The following is a 17,679-nucleotide window of genomic DNA, read 5'->3' as shown; positions in this document are numbered from 1 at the left end:
TAGTATCGATGTCATAAATCGATATGTTCTGCTGTTCTATACCCAAAAAGTTAACCAATCAAAACATCGGCTGACGAAAGGGCAACACTTGGCTTCATCGATGACGAATACTTCTTCCTCGTATCGCTTTGACCCATGCAGTGTAGCAAAATGTTTGCGAAGAAGCAAACGAGAGACGCAAGAAATATGGTAGGATTAAGAGACGTTTAAGGGCACAGCTATTTTGTGCCGGTCGCAGCCAATCACGGGGGAGGCTCATGCATACGAGCGCCCGGAAAGGAGAACTATGAAATACGAGAGAACCAATGCTTGGGAGGTCCTGACGCCGCAGCAGCGGGAGGAAATGGAAGCCTATTGCAAAGAGTACATGGCATTTTTATCCGAAGCGAAGACGGAACGTCTGGCGCATGATTTTATTCAGAAAGCCGCCGAGAAGGCAGGCTTCATGCCTTTGGAAGAGGCGTTAAAAAAAGGTGTTAAAGCCGGCGATAAAATTTTTGCCTCAAATCGCGGCAAGAGTGCGGCACTCTTTGTTATGGGCAAGGATATCGCGGAAGGAATGGACATTGTGGGCTCGCACATCGATTGCCCGCGCCTGGATATTAAAGCCAATCCGCTGCATGAAGAGGGAAACCTAGCGTATTTGCGCACGCACTATTACGGCGGTGTAAAGAAATACCATTGGGTCACCCTGCCACTGGCTTTGCATGGCGTGATGTTCACGAAAGAGGGCAAGCGCGTGGATATTCATATCGGTGAAGATCCGTCCGATCCGGTTTTCTACATCAATGATCTTCTGATTCATCTTTCCCGCAATCCGAATCAGAAGACTTCGGCCGAAAACCTGACCGGCGAACGCCTCCAGATCGTGATCGGTCACAGCAGCGAAGGCAAAGCCGATGATGACAAAGATCCCATCACGACGAATATTTTGAAATTGCTCCATGATAAATACGGTATCGAGGAGGAAGATTTCCAAGTAGCTGAACTGGAAGCTGTTCCCGCCGGCCCTGCTCGCGAAGTGGGCTTTGATCGCTCCCTCATTGCCGGTCATGGTCACGACGACCGTATCTGCTCTTTTGCTAATCTGAAAGCCATCTTGGAAATCGAGCATCCGGAACGCACTGCTGTCGGTCTCTTTGTTGATAAGGAAGAGGTCGGCTCCATCGGCAATACGGGCATGAAATCTCATTTCTTTGTGGATACCGTCGCGGAACTGATTGCCGCCAGCCGTGATACCTACAGCGAACTCTATATGAAGCGCGCCATGGCCAATTCACGCGTGCTCTCTGCCGATGTCACGGCAGCCTACGATGCACAATTTGACGGCACGCAAAAGTATGAAAAGCAAAACGCCGCCTATATGGGCTGCGGCGTTGCCATCGCCAAGTACACCGGTTCAGGTGGCAAGAGCGGTTCCAACGATGCTCATGCCGAATTCCTGAACGAAGTACGTCAGATTTTCCGCAGCCACGATGTGGTCTATCAGACAGCCGAACTGGGCGCTGTGGACGCCGGCGGCGGCGGTACCATCGCCTACATTCTGGCCGAATACGGCGCCGATGTCGTCGACTGCGGCACAGCCATGCTCTCCATGCATGCCCCGATTGAACTGGCCTCTAAGGTTGACGCCTACGAAACCTATCGCGCGTATAAGGCGTTCCTGGAATAAAACTTAACATTGAGTGATAGGGAAGGCGGCCCAACGGGCCGCCTTTTTTGTATGATCAGTCAGCGATGTCTAGGGGTTGCGCGACGGTTGGGGGGGTGTAGCGTAAGCGGTATTACGGGTCAATTCTCTACTTTGCGGTTTTACCCCCGTAAATTGACGCAGAACTTTACGGCGGCTATCAGTCATTTCGCCATTTACCCCCGTAAAGGAAGAGCATCGGAAGCTTCAAACTGCGCCGCATGAGGATTGCTCATTTTTTCTTCTGCATAACCTACCGAGTATACGGCTCCCGTGCGGGTCTCCCACTCCGAGATTGTATAATTCACTATTTTAGTGTATAATTTAAAAGTCTATCCATACTTTAAACCAGAAGGTGGGTGTTATCTTGCAGGAAAACAATTTGATTCAGGCGATTCGCAGTGAGGTAGAGCAGAACATCGGCCGCACTGTGGTTGTCCGCGCCGATAAGGGGCGAAAGCGCATCGTCACCAAAGAGGGCGTCATTGAAAATGCGTTTGATGATGTTTTCACGGTGCGCATCTCTAATTCTTTTGATATGGAACGTACAGTATCGTACACTTACACGGATGTTTTGACGTCCACTGTAAAACTGACCGTGTATTAAAACCGATGTAAGGAAAAGGAGCTCGCTGAGCTCCTTTTCTTCGTATGCGCCGCAGCGGGGAAGATGCGCCGGAGGGGACATCCCGCAGCCACGGAGCTATCCCGCAGCCGGGGGTTGCACTCCGCAACAGGAAGTCACCCCGCAGCCGGGGCATACCGCATTTAGGAAAATCCCCCTTCGTAGGGCGAAGGAATGAAATTAGGCAGAGGAGCGAAAAATGGAATTGGAGCTGCAGGCAAACGCGAAAATTAATTTGTCGTTGGATGTGATCGGCATGCGAGACGACGGCTATCATGATTTGGATGGCGTGATGCAGGAGATTGCCTTGCATGACACATTGGACATTGAAAATGGGCGGGGAGGATTTGTCCTCTTTTGCAATCATCCGAATTTAAAATTGGATGAGAACAATTTGATCTATCGTGCGTGGAGTGCACTTCGCGATCGCGTGGAGGATGATTCCGTCATTATCGAATTGAAAAAGGAAATTCCGCTGTCGGCAGGACTCGGGGGAGGCAGTGCCGATGCGGCGGCCACGTTGGTCGGGCTGAATCGACTGTGGAATCTGGGGCTCACCGAAGAGGATTTAATGGAGATCGCAGCGACGATCGATTCCGACACGGCATTTTTTATTCGCGGCGGCACGCAACGTGCGCAGGGACGCGGAACAGTTTTGACCAAATTGCCCCCGTTCTCGCAGAAGCCTGTGATTTTGATCAATACCGGCGATACGATTAGTTCCCGCTATGTGTACGATCGTGTTGAAAGCAACGGACGCATTCCGATTTCCAAGATGATCGATCTCTTACAGTACGATAATTTAAAGGCATACGGCCTCATGAAAAATCAGATGGAGAGCGTTACTTTCGATTCCATTCCGCAGTTGGCAGAAATCAAAAAGGAATTACTGGCTACCGGCGCACTTGCCGCATTGATGAGCGGAAGCGGCCCCACGATGTTCGGGTTATACGAAACCATGGAACAGGCGGAGACAGCGTATTCCTCTCTGTACGGAAAATATCCGTTTGTGGTACTGACGCGGACGGTGTAGGACAAAAAGACATTGTTCGAACCCGCAGAGGGGGCAGATGCACGGAAGCCGCGACCGGAGTCGGAAACTTTTCGCATAGTTATTCGGAATGAGAAAGAGAAAATGTTTTCCTTACATAGTTCATACATTCGTCATGAGTAATCCATCGTTTTGCCGTTCTTTCGACTCGTACAACATGTTGGGCTCGAGGAAAAATTGAACACATTCATTAGAAGCTTTTGCCTCATTTTGCCCCATTTTTTTTCATTTTTGGCTTGAACATCCCTTCGGTGTTCGTTATAATACTACTAGTGTAAGATAAATTGCACGGGATACCGTTTTCACGAACGGAAAGCATAGAGGTATGTCGATGAAAAAAGATAGGCAAATTGAAAGACGCTTCAGAGAGCGCAAAGTGCGTCGCGAGATGCTTCATCGTCGCCGCCACAAAAGAAATGTCATGCTCGGTGTATGTGCGGGCGTATTCCTTCTGCTGGCCGGTAGTTTTGTTATTCGCCATTTCATGACCAGCTCCAGCGCCGTGGACACCCATATTGCATCGGCGACATCGCTGGAACTGATACAGGAATCAAAAACTTCATCGAAAGAACCTGCCTCGGTATCGATTGATTACAAGACGCGTGCCGAGATGGAACAACAAAAGGCGGAACCCCGTCAAGAAAAAATGCAACACGACGGTTATACGGATACGTTGGACACCTATCTGCAGGTTTCCCGCGATACAACGCTGTTTACAAGGGATTCCACGAAGTCTCATGTTGTGGCACCCATTGCTAAGGATACCTATGTTGAAACCTACGGCAAGAAGGGCGATTGGACGAAGGTCGTGACCAAAGGGCGTACCGGTTATGTGCGCAACAATGATCTGGCCGTCGTGAGTGATGCATCGCTATTCAAGACGGTGGACGGTCATGTGATTGTCAATGCGACGTATCGTTTACCGGAATCGTATGAAACGGTTTTTCATCCGGATGCCCAGGCAGGACTGAAGGTCATGCTTGAAGCCATGCAGCGTGACGGGTTGCAAGTTGAAGTGGCCGCCACGTATCGCAGCGCAGAGGAAGAAAAGAAAGAATTGGTTTTGCGCGGCAATCCCGGCCATGTACCGGATCCGGGACATGCCGTTTTCCAAACGGGCTATGGCGTACAGTTCTACGCGCCGAATACGGATCCGCGCTTGGAAAATCATTTTGAAAACACGCCGCAGTTCCGTTGGTTGAAAAAACACGCACAAGAATACGGATTTGTACTGCGTTATCCGAAAGGTAGCGAAACCATTACCGGCTATCGTGCCGATCCCACGATTTTCTACTACGTGGGTGTTGAGGATGCCTCCATTATCAGCAATGAAGGGCTGACAATGGAAGTCTTCTACGGTGTACATTAGTGATTGAGAGTTATTAAGCCCATGGGTGTTACCTGTGGGCTTTTGTCTGCTTAGATGGTATGCCTGCGCAGGTATCGCTCCAAAGGACAACTCAACAGGAGCAAGAGTAGGAGGAAATATGAAAGTATTGGTCACAGGAGGCCTGGGTTATATCGGCTCTCATACCGTCGTTGCCTTAGTGCAACGTGGTCACGACGTCGTTGTCGTTGACAACTTGTATAATGCGGAAGCAGAGGTACAGGGACGCATCGAAAAGATTACGGGCAAACCGCTGGAGGTAGTGATTGCGGACTGCACGGATGCGGAAGCCATGCAGAAGCTCTTCGACAACCATGCCTTTGATTGTGTGATCCATTTTGCCGGCTATAAGGCAGTTGGCGAATCGGTGGCAAAACCGCTGATGTATTATCGCAATAACTTGCTGAGTACCCTTGTGATCCTCGAGCAGATGCAAGCACATGATGTTCACACCATGGTCTTCAGTTCTTCTGCTACCGTCTATGCGGCAGAGAATACGCCGCCGTTTTCTGAAGATATGATCATCGGCTCAAGCAATCCCTACGGCTGGACGAAGGTCATGATCGAGCGCATCTTGCAGGATCTGTGCACCGCAGATGACAGCTTTTGTGCGGTATTGCTGCGCTACTTTAATCCCATCGGTGCTCACGAATCCGGTTTGCTCGGCGAACGACCGGTCGGAACACCGAATAACCTTTTGCCTTACATCTGCCAGGTTGCAGATGGCACGCAGGAAAAACTTCGTATTTTTGGCGATGATTACGATACGCCGGACGGCACGGGCGTGCGTGACTATATCCATGTTGTGGACTTGGCCCTCGGTCATGTGGCTGCGCTGGAAACAATGGCGAAGAAACCCGGTGCCCATGCGTTTAATTTAGGGACAGGCCGGGGCACCAGCGTAATGGAGCTAGTCCATGCTTTTGAAAAAGCCTCCGGCGTTACGGTCCCCTATGAAGTACAATCGAGACGCCCGGGAGACCTTGCTACCGTCGTGGCGGATCCGTCGCTGGCGGAAAAGCAGTTGGATTGGAAAGCAACGCATTCCATTGAAGAGGCTTGCGCCAGCTCGTGGAGATTCCAGAAGGGGCTGCAAGACGAGAAATAAGGACCGTCGCCGTGGTGAAAGACAGTCGGCGAGGGCGCATTACGATAGCATAAAAAAACGGGAGCCAAAGGCAATGCCTTCGGCTCCCGTTTTTACGTCGATAAATATATCCATACTTTCTTATGCGCGCGTCCCGTTTTGGCGATGCTTGCGACGCATGCGGTTGTGGTAGATGTGATTGACCAAGCGGCGCACTTCCGGAATTTGTGCGAAGAGGATCAATATGCCATAAACGGCGGCGGCAACGAGCACGGTGACGCCCATGCGCAACAATTCCATGTGCCGTCCCATACCATAAAAGAGCGGATAGGCCACCAACGCCATTACGGTTGAAGCGGCTACGATTTTTGCCGTAGAAATCAAAAGCGATCGGAATTGCAGATTACCGCATTTTTTGCGTAGTGCGATGCCCATGAGAATAGCGCCCACGGCATTGCCGATCATCGTGGAAGCGGCCAGACCGTTTAATCCGAACAAATACGACAAGATGAAGTTAAACGTGATATCCACACCTACCTGAATGGTGGAAAGGATCAGCGGCGTTTTAGTGTCGTTTAAAGCGTAAAACGCACGTACAAAAACTTGAGAACATAAGAGTCCGATAAGACCGGGGGTATACCAGAACAAGGCGCCTGCTGTCATCATCGTCGAAGCTGCCGTGAATTGGTCACGTTGGTAGAACAACCGTACCAGAGGCTCTGCAAAAAGCATCATACCGACGGTGGCCGGGATGATGAGAAGCATGCCCTGCGTCAGGGAGCGATTGATCACATGCTTAAAGGGGGTCAGATCCTTCTTCTGCGCTGCACGACTCATCCCCGGATAACATGCGGTGGTTATGGATACGATGACGACGCCCTGCACGAGCATGAACATCATATTGGCATAGTTTAAGGCGGAAGCGCCGCCGTTTGGCACGAGGGTCGTTGCCAGGGCTTTGTCTACAATGATGGAAATATCGTTGACCAGGATGGAGAACATGGCCGGCACCGCAATTTCCAGAGATTCCAAAATGGCCGGATCTTTGGGCTTCAGAATGAATTGATGGCGATAGCCGACGCGCCGTAGTGCCCCGGGGAAGAAAATGTACTGTACGCCCATGGACACGATGCCGCCAAATGCCAGAAGATAGAGGCTGCCGGTACGTGCCGTCAGATACGAAAAGAAAATCATAACGACGTTCATAATGATACCGGTGGTGGCGGGGGTAAGGAAGTTATTGTAATTGTTGAGGTAGCCGATGAAGCCGCCGTTTAAGGCTGAGAAGAGAATGCGAAACAGGACAATGCGGGTAAAGAGTACGGCCTGGTCTAATTTTTCTCCTTCAAAGCCCGCCGCAACGAAATGCATGATTTGCGGCATAAAGACAAAACCAATGGCAACAATGGCTAACGCTAACACGACAACGGTATTTGTAAGATTGGCCGTGAAGCGATCCGCCTGCTTGCGACCGCGCCGCGCCAAAACCTTATTGTACATTGGTATAAAGGTTGTCTGAATCGAGAGAAAAAGAAAGCTGAACGCCATGGCAGCGACGCTTTCCGAAACAACGTAGATATCGGTAATCGTACCAGTGCCAAAAAACTTGGCCAAACTGACTTCACGAATCAATCCGGTCATTTTGGAGATGATGGTGACGATCATTAATTGAAAGGTTACAGATCCCATGGATACTCCTTTGTGTTAATCTCCTTTAGTCTATCACAAAAAAATTGTTCTGCACCTATACAAGAGCAGCGTAATCGACTATAATAGAAAAGGTTGTTAAACCTCTATCATTCTTTTCTTCGGACAAGAAACATCTTACATAGTCCCTAATTATAGAAAGGAATGGATATGGAATCAAATAATAGTGCAACAAAAAAAGTTAGAGGATGGGCGGAACCGAAAACCTTCACGCAACAGCTGAAGGACGTGACGCGTATCCGTAGTATTGTGAAGATTGGTGCGTTGGGCGCCTTGGGCTTTTTGCTCATGGAATTATTTCAAATCCCCATGCCCTTTGCTCCTGCTTTTATGAAAGTGGATTTTGGTGATGTTCCCGGTTTGATTGGCGGTTTTGCCATGGGACCCGTCGCCGGCTTTTTAATTCAATTGGTCAAAAATATTCTGAAATTATTTACCTCGGAAACTGTGGGTGTCGGCGAATTGTCCAACCTTATCGTCGGTTCGACCTTTGTGTTGGTCTCTTCTATTATTTATCGTCGCTCGCACAATAAAAAAGGCGCCATCGTCGGTTTGATTGTCGGTTCTTTGGCCATGAGCTGTATTGCCGTTTTATCCAACACGTTCTTCATTTTCCCCGCATATGCGGCGGCCATTAAATTGGATTTGGATGTATTGGCAACACAAATCGGTGCGGCAAACGGCTTGGTCAGTAACTATATGACCCTGATGCTTTTCTCCGTTTTCCCGTTTAACTTGGTGAAGACCCTTTTGGAGAGTGTTGTGACATTCCTTCTCTATAAACGTATTTCTCCCATTCTGCACAGCTGGTCCTGATCCCCGGGCAGAAGAAATTGCCACAGGTCATAGGGACGCCTGCGGCACACATCGCTAGACAGGAAATTCCCTCGGAAGATAGACCTTCCGGGGGAAGTGCATTACAATAAGAGAGAACAGAAGAAGAGGTGGCCCTTCGGGGCGCCTTCTTTTTATTGCCCGAATGGTCGGGACGAAGGGAGGACTGATGCGCATTGAAACGAAAGAAGCCATGCGGAAATGGGCAGAAACTTTTGCCGATTCCTTACAGCTTGGCGACGTTGTGAGCCTTGAGGGCACGCTCGGTGCAGGAAAAACACAGATTGTGACGTGGATTGCCGCATACCTGGGAGCCGATAGACCTGCCGGTTCTCCGACATTCTCTCTGGTCAATCACTATCCGACCCCCAAGGGAGATATTTTCCATTTGGACTTATACCGGCTGGAAAAGCCGGAGGACATTGAAGCGATCGATTATGAAACGTATTTTTATCCCGAAGAGGCGATGACGTTTGTGGAATGGGCAGATAAGGCGGGAGACTATCTTCCGCACGGGCTGCGCCATGTGCGCTTAACGCCGCTGGGCGGGGAAGCAAGAGAGGTGGAAGTATGGCAAGACTGATCGGAGCAGACACCTCCACAAAAGCAACCGGGGTGGCAATTTACGCAACGGAGCGCCCCCTCCACTGCGCCATTGTGGAACAGGATCGCCTGCGGGCAGAAGAATTATTGTCCGTCATGGATGACCTGTGTAAAAAAAGCGGATGCCGTGCAGCAGAGGCGGATGCCTATGTCGTAGCGATAGGCCCCGGCTCTTTTACGGGGTTGCGCATCGGCGTGACGATGCTCAAGACCATGGCACAATTTACGCATCGCCCTATTATAGGCATTTCCACCTTATTGGCCTTAGCAGAAGAGGGATGCGCGCAGCAGGAAGCGCAGTATTATGTGCCCATCATTGATGCCCGCGCCAACCGCATTTTTGCGGCAGCCTATTGCCAAAAGGGCGGAGCGATGGAATGCATCATAGAGGAAGGTCTGTATACGGAAGAAGCGTTACTGGAGCGGTTAAACGCTTTACCGATCGAAAAGGATAAGCCGGCTTTTTGCTGGGCAGGCATTGGCTTGGATCGCCATCCGGCATTGTCTGCCGCATTTCCGAGCGTGGTGCAGAGAAAACTGACAGGAGATGCGGCACTTTCACCGATTGCTGCCGTGATGCGCCTGGCCGCCAAGCGATGGGAACGCGGTGACAGTGACGATGTACTGGATTTGGCGCCGCACTATCTTCGAAAATCGCAGGCCGAACTGGATCGCTTGCGTGCCAAGCATGAGGGGAGGCCGTCATGAGTCAAGCTGTGCCGACGCTGTGCATACGCGTGATGCAAGAAGGCGATCTGACAGTGGTGCACCGGTTGGAACGGGAAGCCTTTCGTAAAGCCTGGACGATCGATCAGCTGCGTTCGGAGCAACGGCAGCCTTTTACGACAGCAATGGTCGCAGAAGAAGCAGGTGAGGTGGTCGGCTATTATTTTTCTTCGGATGTTGCCGGGGAAGCAAGTTTGAATCGCATTGCCGTGACGAAGGATAAGCGCCACCGAGGCATCGGAAAAGCGCTATTGGACAGCTTTTTGGTGCAAGCGCAATACAATGGCTCCCAAGAGGCCTTCTTGGAAGTCAATGCCTCCAATCAGAAAGCAATGGCGCTCTACGAACAGGCAGGCTTTCGTACCGTCGGAAGACGCCGTCATTATTATGCAGAGGAAATGGCGGATGCGCTGATTATGCGCCTTGCGCTATGGAAAGAGAAAGAAACGGAAAGGAGTGCCCATGCTGACCTTAGCCATTGAGTCTTCCTGTGATGAAACAAGTGTTGCGGTTTTGCGCAACGGACGCGAAGTGCTTGGCCAACTCATTTCGTCGCAAATTAAAGATCACGCCGTATTTGGCGGCGTCGTGCCGGAAATCGCCTCGCGCAAGCATTTGGAAGTGATCAATCATCTGCTGGAAGCCGGGCTGCGCGAAGCAGGCGTTCGAGCCGAGGACTTGGATTTGATTGCGGTGACACGCGGTCCCGGATTGGTGGGGGCCCTGCTGGTGGGCATTTCGGCAGCCAAGGCGATTTCCTACGTGCGGGATATTCCTATTGTGGGGGTCAATCACATGGAGGGCCACGTATGCGCGAACTATCTGGCGCATCCGGAACTGGAACCACCGTTTTTAAGCCTGGTCGTCTCCGGCGGGCATACGTATCTCTGTGTGGTAAAAGACTATGCGCATTATGAAGTCGTAGGTTCCACAGTGGATGATGCCGCTGGCGAAAGTTTTGATAAAATTTCAAGAGTGCTGGGTTTCGGCTATCCGGGTGGTCCAAAAATCCAAAAAGCAGCAGAAGAGGGCAATCCGCAGGCGTTCTCTTTTCCGCGTGCCATGATGGCAAAGGAGGATGGTTATACCTTCAGTTTCAGCGGCTTAAAGACGGCGGTTATCAATGAAGCCCACCACTATGAACAAATGGGTAAGCCCCTGCCGACGGCGGATATGGCGGCATCGTTCCAGCAAGCGGTGGTGGATGTGTTGACGGAAAAAGCGTCGCGCTTAATGGACGCCATGCCCCAGATGAAACGCTTTTGCTTATCCGGCGGCGTGGCAGCGAACAAGCCTTTGCAGCAGGCCCTTAAAGCGGCATGCACAAAACGCGGCGTGCAATTTTTTGTGCCGCCTGCGATTCTTTGTACCGACAATGCAGCCATGATCGGCTGCGCCGGTTACTATCAATATCAAGAACGCGGAGCGTCGTCATTGGATTTTGCAGCAGACCCGGATTTGGGCTTGTAATAACAGCAACAAACAGGAGGATGGAATGCAGGCATTAATGGATTTACACACGCATACGCTTGCCAGTGTGCATGCCTATTCGACGTTGACAGAAAATGCGCGGGAAGCAAAGAAAAACGGCTTGGAAATTCTGGGCGTTTCGGATCACGGTTATGGCATGAAGCATACGACATTTCCGGAATACTGGATGAATCTGGATGTGATTCCTGCCTATCTGGAGGGCGTACGCATTTTGCGCGGCATTGAAATGAATTTATACAATTTTGACGGCAAACTGTACGAGGACGACCTGATCGGCAAAACGGACTATATTATTGCTTCATTGCATGGCAATACTTTTGATTTTGGCAATAAGAAGCACAAGGACTATACACCGGTATATTTGAAAGCACTGGAGCGCTATCCGGAGATCAACATCATCGGGCATCCGGATGACGGACGCTATCCGATCGACTATGAAGAATTCATTCCCGCTTGCAAGGAACACCATGTGGCGGTCGAAGTGAATTGTTCATCGCTGAACGGATCCGGCTTTCGCCTGGATGCGGAAGCCAATCAGCGGGTGTATTTGGAATTGTGCAAAAAATATCAAGTCCCCATCATTATCGATAGCGATGCCCATATGTCGGTGCATGTAGGCGTGTTTGATGTGGCAGAGCAGCTGCTGCAGGAACTAGAGTTTCCGGAGGAGCTGATCATCAACGCCTCTTGGGATAAATTGGAAAGCCTTCTGGGCTACGCATTATAGGAGAGAGTATGCAATACGAGAATCTGAACCGTGCCCAACAGGAAGTGGTGTTGTCGGACGATCCGGCGCTGTTGGTTTTGGCAGGCGCCGGCTCTGGGAAGACACGGGTTCTGACGACAAAAATCGTGCGTTTGGTGGAGGAAAAAGGCACGGATCCCCGTCATATTCTGGCGTTCACCTTTACCAATAAGGCGGCGGCGGAAATGCGAGAGCGCGTGGAGAAGGCGCTCGGTGAGGAGCCGCGGGGTATGTGGATTGGCACCTTCCATTCCATGTGCGCACGTCTTTTGCGGCGGGACATTGCCTGTCTTGGCTACAGCTCGGATTTCACCATCTACGACACACAAGATCAACGCACTTTGGTCAAACAAATTCTGAAGGATATGCAGGGAACGCGCGATATGCGTCCACAGACAGTGCTGGCTCGCATTTCGGATTATAAAAATCGCAGTGTGTCGGTAGATGCCGTGCTACAGAGTGCACAAATGGAGCGCGAAAAGATCATCGCCCATGCGTATCGTCGCTATGAAGAGACAAAGAAAAAGAATAATGCACTGGATTTTGATGACCTCATTCTCAAAGCCATCGAAGTTTTGAAACAGGACGAGGTACGCGCACACTACCAAGAAAAATTCCAATACATCTTTGTCGATGAATATCAGGATACGAACCATCCGCAATATGAATTAATTCGTTTATTGACCGGAAAGCAAGCCTCCATCTGTGTGGTTGGCGATGCCGATCAATCCATCTATGGCTGGCGCGGGGCAGATATTCATAACATTCTCTCGTTTGAACGGGATTTCCCCGGCGCGCGCACGATTCTTTTGGAGCAAAATTATCGTTCTACATCGCATATTTTGAATGCCGCCAATCAATTGATTGCGCACAATCGCGAGCGTAAGGATAAAAATTTATGGACGGCCAACGGGGAGGGTGAGGCGGTACATTTTCGTCGGGTACAAAGTGAACACGAAGAAGCGGCCCTTGTTGCTTCGCAGATTCGCCAGGAAGAAAAGAATGGCGTGGCGCTAGCGCATATGGCGGTGCTGTATCGTACAAATGCGCAATCGCGACCGTTTGAAGAAGCGTTTTTGCGCGAGGGGCTGCCGTACCGCGTCATCGGCGGCTTAAAGTTCTATGATCGCGCTGAAATCAAAGATCTTGTGGCCTATATGAACCTGATCTTGAATCCGCTGGACGATGTTTCCTTTACGCGCATCGTGAATCAACCAAAGCGAGGCATCGGCGAGACAACTCTTGCACGCCTGCGGGAGGAAGCGGCCTCGGCCGGCATGTCCCTGTTGCAAGCAGTGGAAGAGGAAGAGATCCTCAGCAATCTGACCGTGACACAGCGCAACAAATTGATGCAATTTGGCGATTTGATCCAAGAGCTCAATCGTGAACGTGAAGATATGAAGATCACGCAGTGGGTGGAGCATGTGTATGAACGTAGCGGCTATCGGGACATGCTCGAATCCAGCCATGCCATTGAGGATCAGTCGCGCATAGAGAACGTGGGTTCCTTTTTGGATGCGGTTTCCGTGTACGAAGAAGAGGAGGAGGAACCGTCACTCGTCAACTACTTGCAGAGTCTGTCCTTGTTATCTGACTTAGATAAGACGGAAAACAAGGAAAATGGCGTCAACCTGTTGACCATCCATTCGGCAAAGGGTCTCGAATTCGAAGTTGTTTTTGTCGTCGGACTTGAGGAAGGCCTGTTTCCGAGCCGTCGCTCGATGGAAGAAGGCAATCTCGAGGAAGAGAGACGGTTGCTTTATGTGGCTATGACACGTGCGATGAAGCACCTCTATCTTTCTCAAGCGCAAAGCCGTCGCGTATTCGGTACTCCCATGGCTGCCCTGCCATCTTCCTTTTTGGAAGAGCTGGAGGGTTCCATTGAGACGGAAGATATGCCGTCGGTGTTGACGCGTTCCAATGTCTATGATCGCAACTATGCGCCGCGCAGCAATGCCGCCGATCCTCGGTTACGCGCCGAATACGATCGCAAGCGCGAGGCATTTCGTACTATGATTCGCGAAAAACAAAAACAACGCGATGCCGAACTGTCGACATCGCTTAGAGTCGGGGATAAGGTACAACATAAGAAGTTTGGTCACGGCACGGTGATTGCCGTGGTGCCGCAGGAAAATGGCGATGAAGTAACGGTGGCGTTTGAAGGTCGTGGCATCAAACGATTGAATGCTACCTTGGCGCCGATGAAAAAACTTTAGGAGGCAGCGATGCAAGCGGATGACGAAAAACGGATGCGCGCATTGGTTGATGAACTGAATCGGCTGAATTATCACTATTACACGTTAGACGCACCGCTGATGAGTGATGCGGATTATGACGTGCGCTATGATTCTCTATTGGCACTCGAGAAAAAGACCGGCATCATTCTGCCGGATTCGCCGACGCAGCGTGTGGGCGGCGAAATTTTGAAAAAATTTACCAAGCATCGTCATCTGGCACCGCTTTTTTCGCTCGGAAAAACAAAAACCGTGGCAGAGGTACAAAAATGGGCGCGGGACGTGAAAGAAGCCGTGATTGCCTATAATCGCACCCATCCGCAGGAGCCGCTTCCGGAACCAGAATATTTTGCGGAACTCAAATTTGACGGTCTCACCGTGAACCTGACCTATGACAAGGGGCAGTTGGTGATGGCTTCCTCCCGTGGCAATGGCCGTATCGGAGAGGAAATTCTGGCACAGGTGCGCACCATTCCCTCCATTCCGCTTTCCATCCCGTTTCAAGGCACCATGGAGGTGCAGGGTGAGGGCGTAATGCCGCGTTCGGCCTTGCGTCGATACAATGAAGATGCGGAAGAACCTCTGAAGAATGAACGAAATGCCGCTGCCGGCGCTTTACGCTCCCTGGATCCTTCCGTAGCAGCTTCCCGACATCTGGATGCCTATTTTTATCAGGTCGGTTATGTGCGCCTCTCTGAGGAAACGGCAGAAGATGGCGCAGCACATCCGTTGGCCGAAGCGCCTTTTGCGACGGAGGAAGCGATGTTTGCGTTTCTCAAGGAGAATCGCTTTAAAGTACATCCTTTCTTGCGTCGCTGTAAGACGGTGGAAGAAGTGCTCGACGCTATTACAGAAGTCAAAACGTTGCGCAATGAAATTGACGTTCTCACCGATGGTGTGGTGATTAAAGTCAATGATTTGCGTACGCGCGAATTGCTCGGCTTTACGGCAAAATTCCCGCGCTGGGCGATTGCCTTTAAATTTGAACCGGAAGAGCTCATTACCACGCTGAAAGACGTGGAGTGGAATGTCGGGCGCACGGGGAAGGTGACGCCGACGGCCATACTTGAGCCGGTGGAAATCGGAGGAGCAACCGTTTCACGCGCGACCTTGAATAATTACGACGACATCTTGCGAAAGGGTGTACGCTTGGGAGCGGACGTGAAGATTCGCCGTTCCAATGAAGTGATTCCGGAGATTTTGGAAACGCTGGATACGCCGGGGCGCCAAACAGAAACGATTGAAAAACCGACACATTGTCCGGCCTGTGGTGCCGAACTGGTCTACGATCGCGTGCATATTTATTGCCCCAATTCGCTTTCCTGTCGGCCGCAGTTGATTTCGCGTTTGGTGCACTTTGCTTCACGCAATGCCATGGATATTGATGGACTGTCGGAGAAAACATTCGAGAAATTATTGGATTCCGGCTTTTCGCAGATGGCGGACCTGTACCGCTTACGGGAAGAAGATATTTTAAAGTTGCCGAATTTTAAGGAAAAGAAAACGAAAAATCTTCTCTCTGCGATTGAAGCTTCTAAGACACCAACCTTTAGCGCGTTTCTTTTTGCCCTCGGGATTCCCGAGGTGGGAGAACGCACGGCGCACGATTTAGCTGTACACTTCGAGGACTTTGAGGCGCTGCGTCATGCTTCAGCCGAAGAACTTACCACCATCCCGGATATCGGCGAGACCACGGCAGGCAATATCGTGGAATTCTTCCATGACCCGCATATTACCGAAGCGATTGATGCTTTGCTGGCGCAGGGAATTACCATTCAGTATCCGAGAAAACCGGACGAAAATGAGCTTTGGCTGCAGGATCAAAAGATCGTCATAACAGGCACGATTGAGGGATGGACGCGTGCAGAACTTGAAAAAGCGGTGACGGCAGCTGGCGGACGTGCCCAGGGTTCTGTTTCCGCTAAGACCGATCTGGTTCTGGCCGGGGAAGCGGCCGGCTCCAAGCGTACGAAAGCAGAACAATTGGGCGTGCCTATTTTGGAAGGCGAGGCATTGCAGGATTGGCTGACTCGCTGGAAGCCGGCGAATGAGCAAGCTTAGGCAAAGGCAAATATAGCGCCAGAAAGGAGAAAACCCATGTCCGAATCCCATACCGAACCGATTCACGTTCTCATCTCCACGGGCAATCCTGATAAAGCCCACGAATTGCGTGCGCTCTTGGGGGATCGCTTTGTCGTACAAACAAAAAATGAAGCCGGCTTTAGCGATTTGATCATTGATGAAACGGGAAGCACGCTCGAAGAAAATGCGCGTTTAAAGGTCGTCGGCTTGTACCGCGCGCTGCTCGAAGAGGGAAAAGACCCCAATGCCCTTTGGATTTTAGCCGACGACACCGGCCTCTTTGTGGATGCGCTCGACGGACGTCCGGGCGTTTATTCCGCTCGCTATGCCGGTCCGGGCGCTACCTACGCCGATAATGTCCATAAATTACAAAAAGAGATGGAGGCCACACCCTGGCAAAATCGCGGTGCCCACTTCCGCACTGTCATAGCTCTTTGCCGCAATGGTGAAACCGAGACCGTGGAAGGCATATTGGAAGGCCGTATCTTGGAACAAGAGCGCGGCACAAATGGCTTCGGCTATGATCCGCTGTTCTACGTGGCAGAAGAGGGGCGCACATTAGCGGAGATGAGCGATGTCGAGAAAAATCATATTTCCCATCGCTCCCGTGCCTATCGCGCTTTATTAAAGAAATTAGAAGAGGAAGGCGCCCTTGTGAAGGACGACGATAACGAAGAATGACGGAACGTATTTTATTAGTGGCAGATACCCATGGCGACATATCCCGTATCATGCACTATGCCCAAGAGATGAAGGGGATCGATCGCATCTTTCATTTGGGCGATCATGCCTGGGATGGCGAAGAGATGCAGGAGATGCTCGGCCGCGTGGTACTGAGCGTTCGCGGCAATAACGACTGGGGTTCCCCTGCGCCATGGGAACATCAGGTTCTCATAGAGGGATTTTCCATTCTCCTCCTGCACGGGCATCGCCAAGGAGTACATTTCGGCCGCCAACAATTGGCAGACTATGCCTACGATAAGCTTTGCGATATCGTTGTCTATGGCCACACGCATGTGTTTGCTGACGAACGATTTGGCAAAGTTCGCGCTATCAATCCCGGCTCTGCGAGTTTACCTCGCGACGGCATGGCCAGTTGCGCCATTCTGACACTCACCAAGGGCGAAGACCCCATCGTGGAACGCGTGAATCTGGAAAACTTTTAGGCAGCGGTCACAAAGCGCTGCCTTTTGCGGCAGGTGGCCTGTGTCATCTATGTCTTATCAGATTAGACGGAAGGGCCACATGGTCTGCGGTGCAGCATTGCAAAACCACAGGCTATCCTATAAAATAGAACGACAGTGTGTGCCATTAGCGCAGTGGAAGCGCGCCACTCTCCGGAAGTGGAGGCCCGGGGTTCGAATCCCCGATGGCACGAAACTTTAAAGCCGTTGGAATCATTAGATTTCAACGGCTT

General features: G+C 51.0%; 16 protein-coding genes and 1 tRNA gene. 16 read left to right on the top strand and 1 reads right to left on the bottom strand.

Annotation, left to right across the window (positions count from 1 at the left end; translation table 11 throughout):
• Positions 1-286: 286 nt before the first annotated feature.
• The 5 genes from BN98_RS04555 to galE all read left to right on the top strand — a co-directional run bounded on the left by BN98_RS04555 (position 287) and on the right by galE (position 5,861).
• A complete protein-coding gene (locus BN98_RS04555) occupies positions 287-1,672 on the top strand; it encodes an aminopeptidase (protein ID WP_019189513.1) in 1,386 nt (461 codons plus the stop codon).
• A 385-nt stretch (positions 1,673-2,057) separates the two neighbouring features.
• Entirely contained in the window at positions 2,058-2,297 is a 240-nt protein-coding gene (locus BN98_RS04550) for a Veg family protein (protein ID WP_019189514.1), read from the top strand.
• Between the two features lie 217 nt (positions 2,298-2,514).
• Positions 2,515-3,348: a 4-(cytidine 5'-diphospho)-2-C-methyl-D-erythritol kinase gene (ispE, locus tag BN98_RS04545; RefSeq protein ID WP_019189515.1), complete on the top strand. Its 834-nt coding sequence runs from the start codon at positions 2,515-2,517 to the stop codon at positions 3,346-3,348.
• 349 nt (positions 3,349-3,697) lie between these two features.
• A complete protein-coding gene (locus tag BN98_RS04540; protein WP_195891103.1) occupies positions 3,698-4,735 on the top strand; it encodes a D-alanyl-D-alanine carboxypeptidase family protein in 1,038 nt (345 codons plus the stop codon).
• 118 nt (positions 4,736-4,853) lie between these two features.
• Positions 4,854-5,861 (top strand): UDP-glucose 4-epimerase GalE, encoded by a 1,008-nt coding sequence (galE, locus tag BN98_RS04535; protein ID WP_019189517.1) that lies wholly within the window; start codon positions 4,854-4,856, stop codon positions 5,859-5,861.
• Positions 5,862-5,981: 120 nt separating this feature from the next.
• Here galE and murJ read toward each other — a convergent pair whose 3' ends face one another.
• Positions 5,982-7,529, bottom strand: coding sequence for a murein biosynthesis integral membrane protein MurJ (gene murJ, locus BN98_RS04530; RefSeq protein WP_019189518.1), 1,548 nt, complete (start codon positions 7,527-7,529; stop codon positions 5,982-5,984).
• A 168-nt stretch (positions 7,530-7,697) separates the two neighbouring features.
• On the opposite strand from murJ, the gene BN98_RS04525 reads away from it, so the two are divergent.
• From BN98_RS04525 to BN98_RS04475, 11 genes are all read left to right on the top strand, one after another.
• Positions 7,698-8,363: an ECF transporter S component gene (locus BN98_RS04525; RefSeq protein WP_019189519.1), complete on the top strand. Its 666-nt coding sequence runs from the start codon at positions 7,698-7,700 to the stop codon at positions 8,361-8,363.
• Positions 8,364-8,550: 187 nt separating this feature from the next.
• Positions 8,551-8,964 carry a tRNA (adenosine(37)-N6)-threonylcarbamoyltransferase complex ATPase subunit type 1 TsaE gene (gene tsaE / locus BN98_RS04520; protein ID WP_019189520.1) on the top strand — a complete coding sequence of 138 codons (414 nt, stop codon included), beginning with the start codon at positions 8,551-8,553 and terminating at the stop codon, positions 8,962-8,964.
• Positions 8,952-9,692, top strand: a complete 741-nt coding sequence (gene tsaB, locus BN98_RS07910; RefSeq protein ID WP_019189521.1) for a tRNA (adenosine(37)-N6)-threonylcarbamoyltransferase complex dimerization subunit type 1 TsaB — start codon at positions 8,952-8,954, stop codon at positions 9,690-9,692. The genes tsaE and tsaB overlap by 13 nt, the downstream gene beginning before the upstream one ends.
• Positions 9,689-10,192 carry a ribosomal protein S18-alanine N-acetyltransferase gene (gene rimI / locus BN98_RS04510; RefSeq protein ID WP_019189522.1) on the top strand — a complete coding sequence of 168 codons (504 nt, stop codon included), beginning with the start codon at positions 9,689-9,691 and terminating at the stop codon, positions 10,190-10,192. Before tsaB ends, rimI begins: the two co-directional genes overlap by 4 nt.
• Positions 10,173-11,180 (top strand): tRNA (adenosine(37)-N6)-threonylcarbamoyltransferase complex transferase subunit TsaD, encoded by a 1,008-nt coding sequence (gene tsaD / locus BN98_RS04505; RefSeq protein ID WP_019189523.1) that lies wholly within the window; start codon positions 10,173-10,175, stop codon positions 11,178-11,180. Before rimI ends, tsaD begins: the two co-directional genes overlap by 20 nt.
• Positions 11,181-11,205: 25 nt before the next feature.
• Positions 11,206-11,928: a phosphatase gene (locus tag BN98_RS04500; protein ID WP_019189524.1), complete on the top strand. Its 723-nt coding sequence runs from the start codon at positions 11,206-11,208 to the stop codon at positions 11,926-11,928.
• An 8-nt stretch (positions 11,929-11,936) separates the two neighbouring features.
• Positions 11,937-14,162 carry an ATP-dependent helicase gene (locus tag BN98_RS04495; RefSeq protein ID WP_019189525.1) on the top strand — a complete coding sequence of 742 codons (2,226 nt, stop codon included), beginning with the start codon at positions 11,937-11,939 and terminating at the stop codon, positions 14,160-14,162.
• A gap of 9 nt (positions 14,163-14,171) precedes the next feature.
• Positions 14,172-16,241, top strand: a complete 2,070-nt coding sequence (ligA, locus tag BN98_RS04490) for an NAD-dependent DNA ligase LigA (protein WP_019189526.1) — start codon at positions 14,172-14,174, stop codon at positions 16,239-16,241.
• A 36-nt stretch (positions 16,242-16,277) separates the two neighbouring features.
• The gene (gene rdgB, locus BN98_RS04485; RefSeq protein ID WP_019189527.1) at positions 16,278-16,943 is read left to right on the top strand and encodes an RdgB/HAM1 family non-canonical purine NTP pyrophosphatase; all 666 of its coding nucleotides are present in this window, start codon (positions 16,278-16,280) and stop codon (positions 16,941-16,943) included.
• Positions 16,940-17,428, top strand: a complete 489-nt coding sequence (locus BN98_RS07905; RefSeq protein WP_019189528.1) for a metallophosphoesterase family protein — start codon at positions 16,940-16,942, stop codon at positions 17,426-17,428. The genes rdgB and BN98_RS07905 overlap by 4 nt, the downstream gene beginning before the upstream one ends.
• Before the next feature lie 139 nt (positions 17,429-17,567).
• Positions 17,568-17,639, top strand: a tRNA-Arg gene (locus tag BN98_RS04475).
• Positions 17,640-17,679: the final 40 nt, after the last annotated feature.

This window comes from Levyella massiliensis (assembly GCF_000308275.2).
Classification (GTDB): domain Bacteria; phylum Bacillota; class Clostridia; order Tissierellales; family Peptoniphilaceae; genus Murdochiella; species Murdochiella massiliensis_A.
This window is presented reverse-complemented; position numbering and strand designations above follow the sequence as displayed.

What these genes read in the sequence shown, in the direction of transcription:
- BN98_RS04555 (WP_019189513.1), top strand. Translation starts at nt 287, where the DNA reads ATGAAATACGAGAGAACCAATGCTTGGGAGGTCCTGACGCCGCAGCAG.
- ispE (WP_019189515.1), top strand. Translation starts at nt 2,515, where the DNA reads ATGGAATTGGAGCTGCAGGCAAACGCGAAAATTAATTTGTCGTTGGAT.
- BN98_RS04540 (WP_195891103.1), top strand. Translation starts at nt 3,698, where the DNA reads ATGAAAAAAGATAGGCAAATTGAAAGACGCTTCAGAGAGCGCAAAGTG.
- galE (WP_019189517.1), top strand. Translation starts at nt 4,854, where the DNA reads ATGAAAGTATTGGTCACAGGAGGCCTGGGTTATATCGGCTCTCATACC.
- murJ (WP_019189518.1), bottom strand. Translation starts at nt 7,529, where the DNA reads ATGGGATCTGTAACCTTTCAATTAATGATCGTCACCATCATCTCCAAA.
- BN98_RS04525 (WP_019189519.1), top strand. Translation starts at nt 7,698, where the DNA reads ATGGAATCAAATAATAGTGCAACAAAAAAAGTTAGAGGATGGGCGGAA.
- tsaE (WP_019189520.1), top strand. Translation starts at nt 8,551, where the DNA reads ATGCGCATTGAAACGAAAGAAGCCATGCGGAAATGGGCAGAAACTTTT.
- tsaB (WP_019189521.1), top strand. Translation starts at nt 8,952, where the DNA reads ATGGCAAGACTGATCGGAGCAGACACCTCCACAAAAGCAACCGGGGTG.
- rimI (WP_019189522.1), top strand. Translation starts at nt 9,689, where the DNA reads ATGAGTCAAGCTGTGCCGACGCTGTGCATACGCGTGATGCAAGAAGGC.
- tsaD (WP_019189523.1), top strand. Translation starts at nt 10,173, where the DNA reads ATGCTGACCTTAGCCATTGAGTCTTCCTGTGATGAAACAAGTGTTGCG.
- BN98_RS04500 (WP_019189524.1), top strand. Translation starts at nt 11,206, where the DNA reads ATGCAGGCATTAATGGATTTACACACGCATACGCTTGCCAGTGTGCAT.
- BN98_RS04495 (WP_019189525.1), top strand. Translation starts at nt 11,937, where the DNA reads ATGCAATACGAGAATCTGAACCGTGCCCAACAGGAAGTGGTGTTGTCG.
- ligA (WP_019189526.1), top strand. Translation starts at nt 14,172, where the DNA reads ATGCAAGCGGATGACGAAAAACGGATGCGCGCATTGGTTGATGAACTG.
- rdgB (WP_019189527.1), top strand. Translation starts at nt 16,278, where the DNA reads ATGTCCGAATCCCATACCGAACCGATTCACGTTCTCATCTCCACGGGC.
- BN98_RS07905 (WP_019189528.1), top strand. Translation starts at nt 16,940, where the DNA reads ATGACGGAACGTATTTTATTAGTGGCAGATACCCATGGCGACATATCC.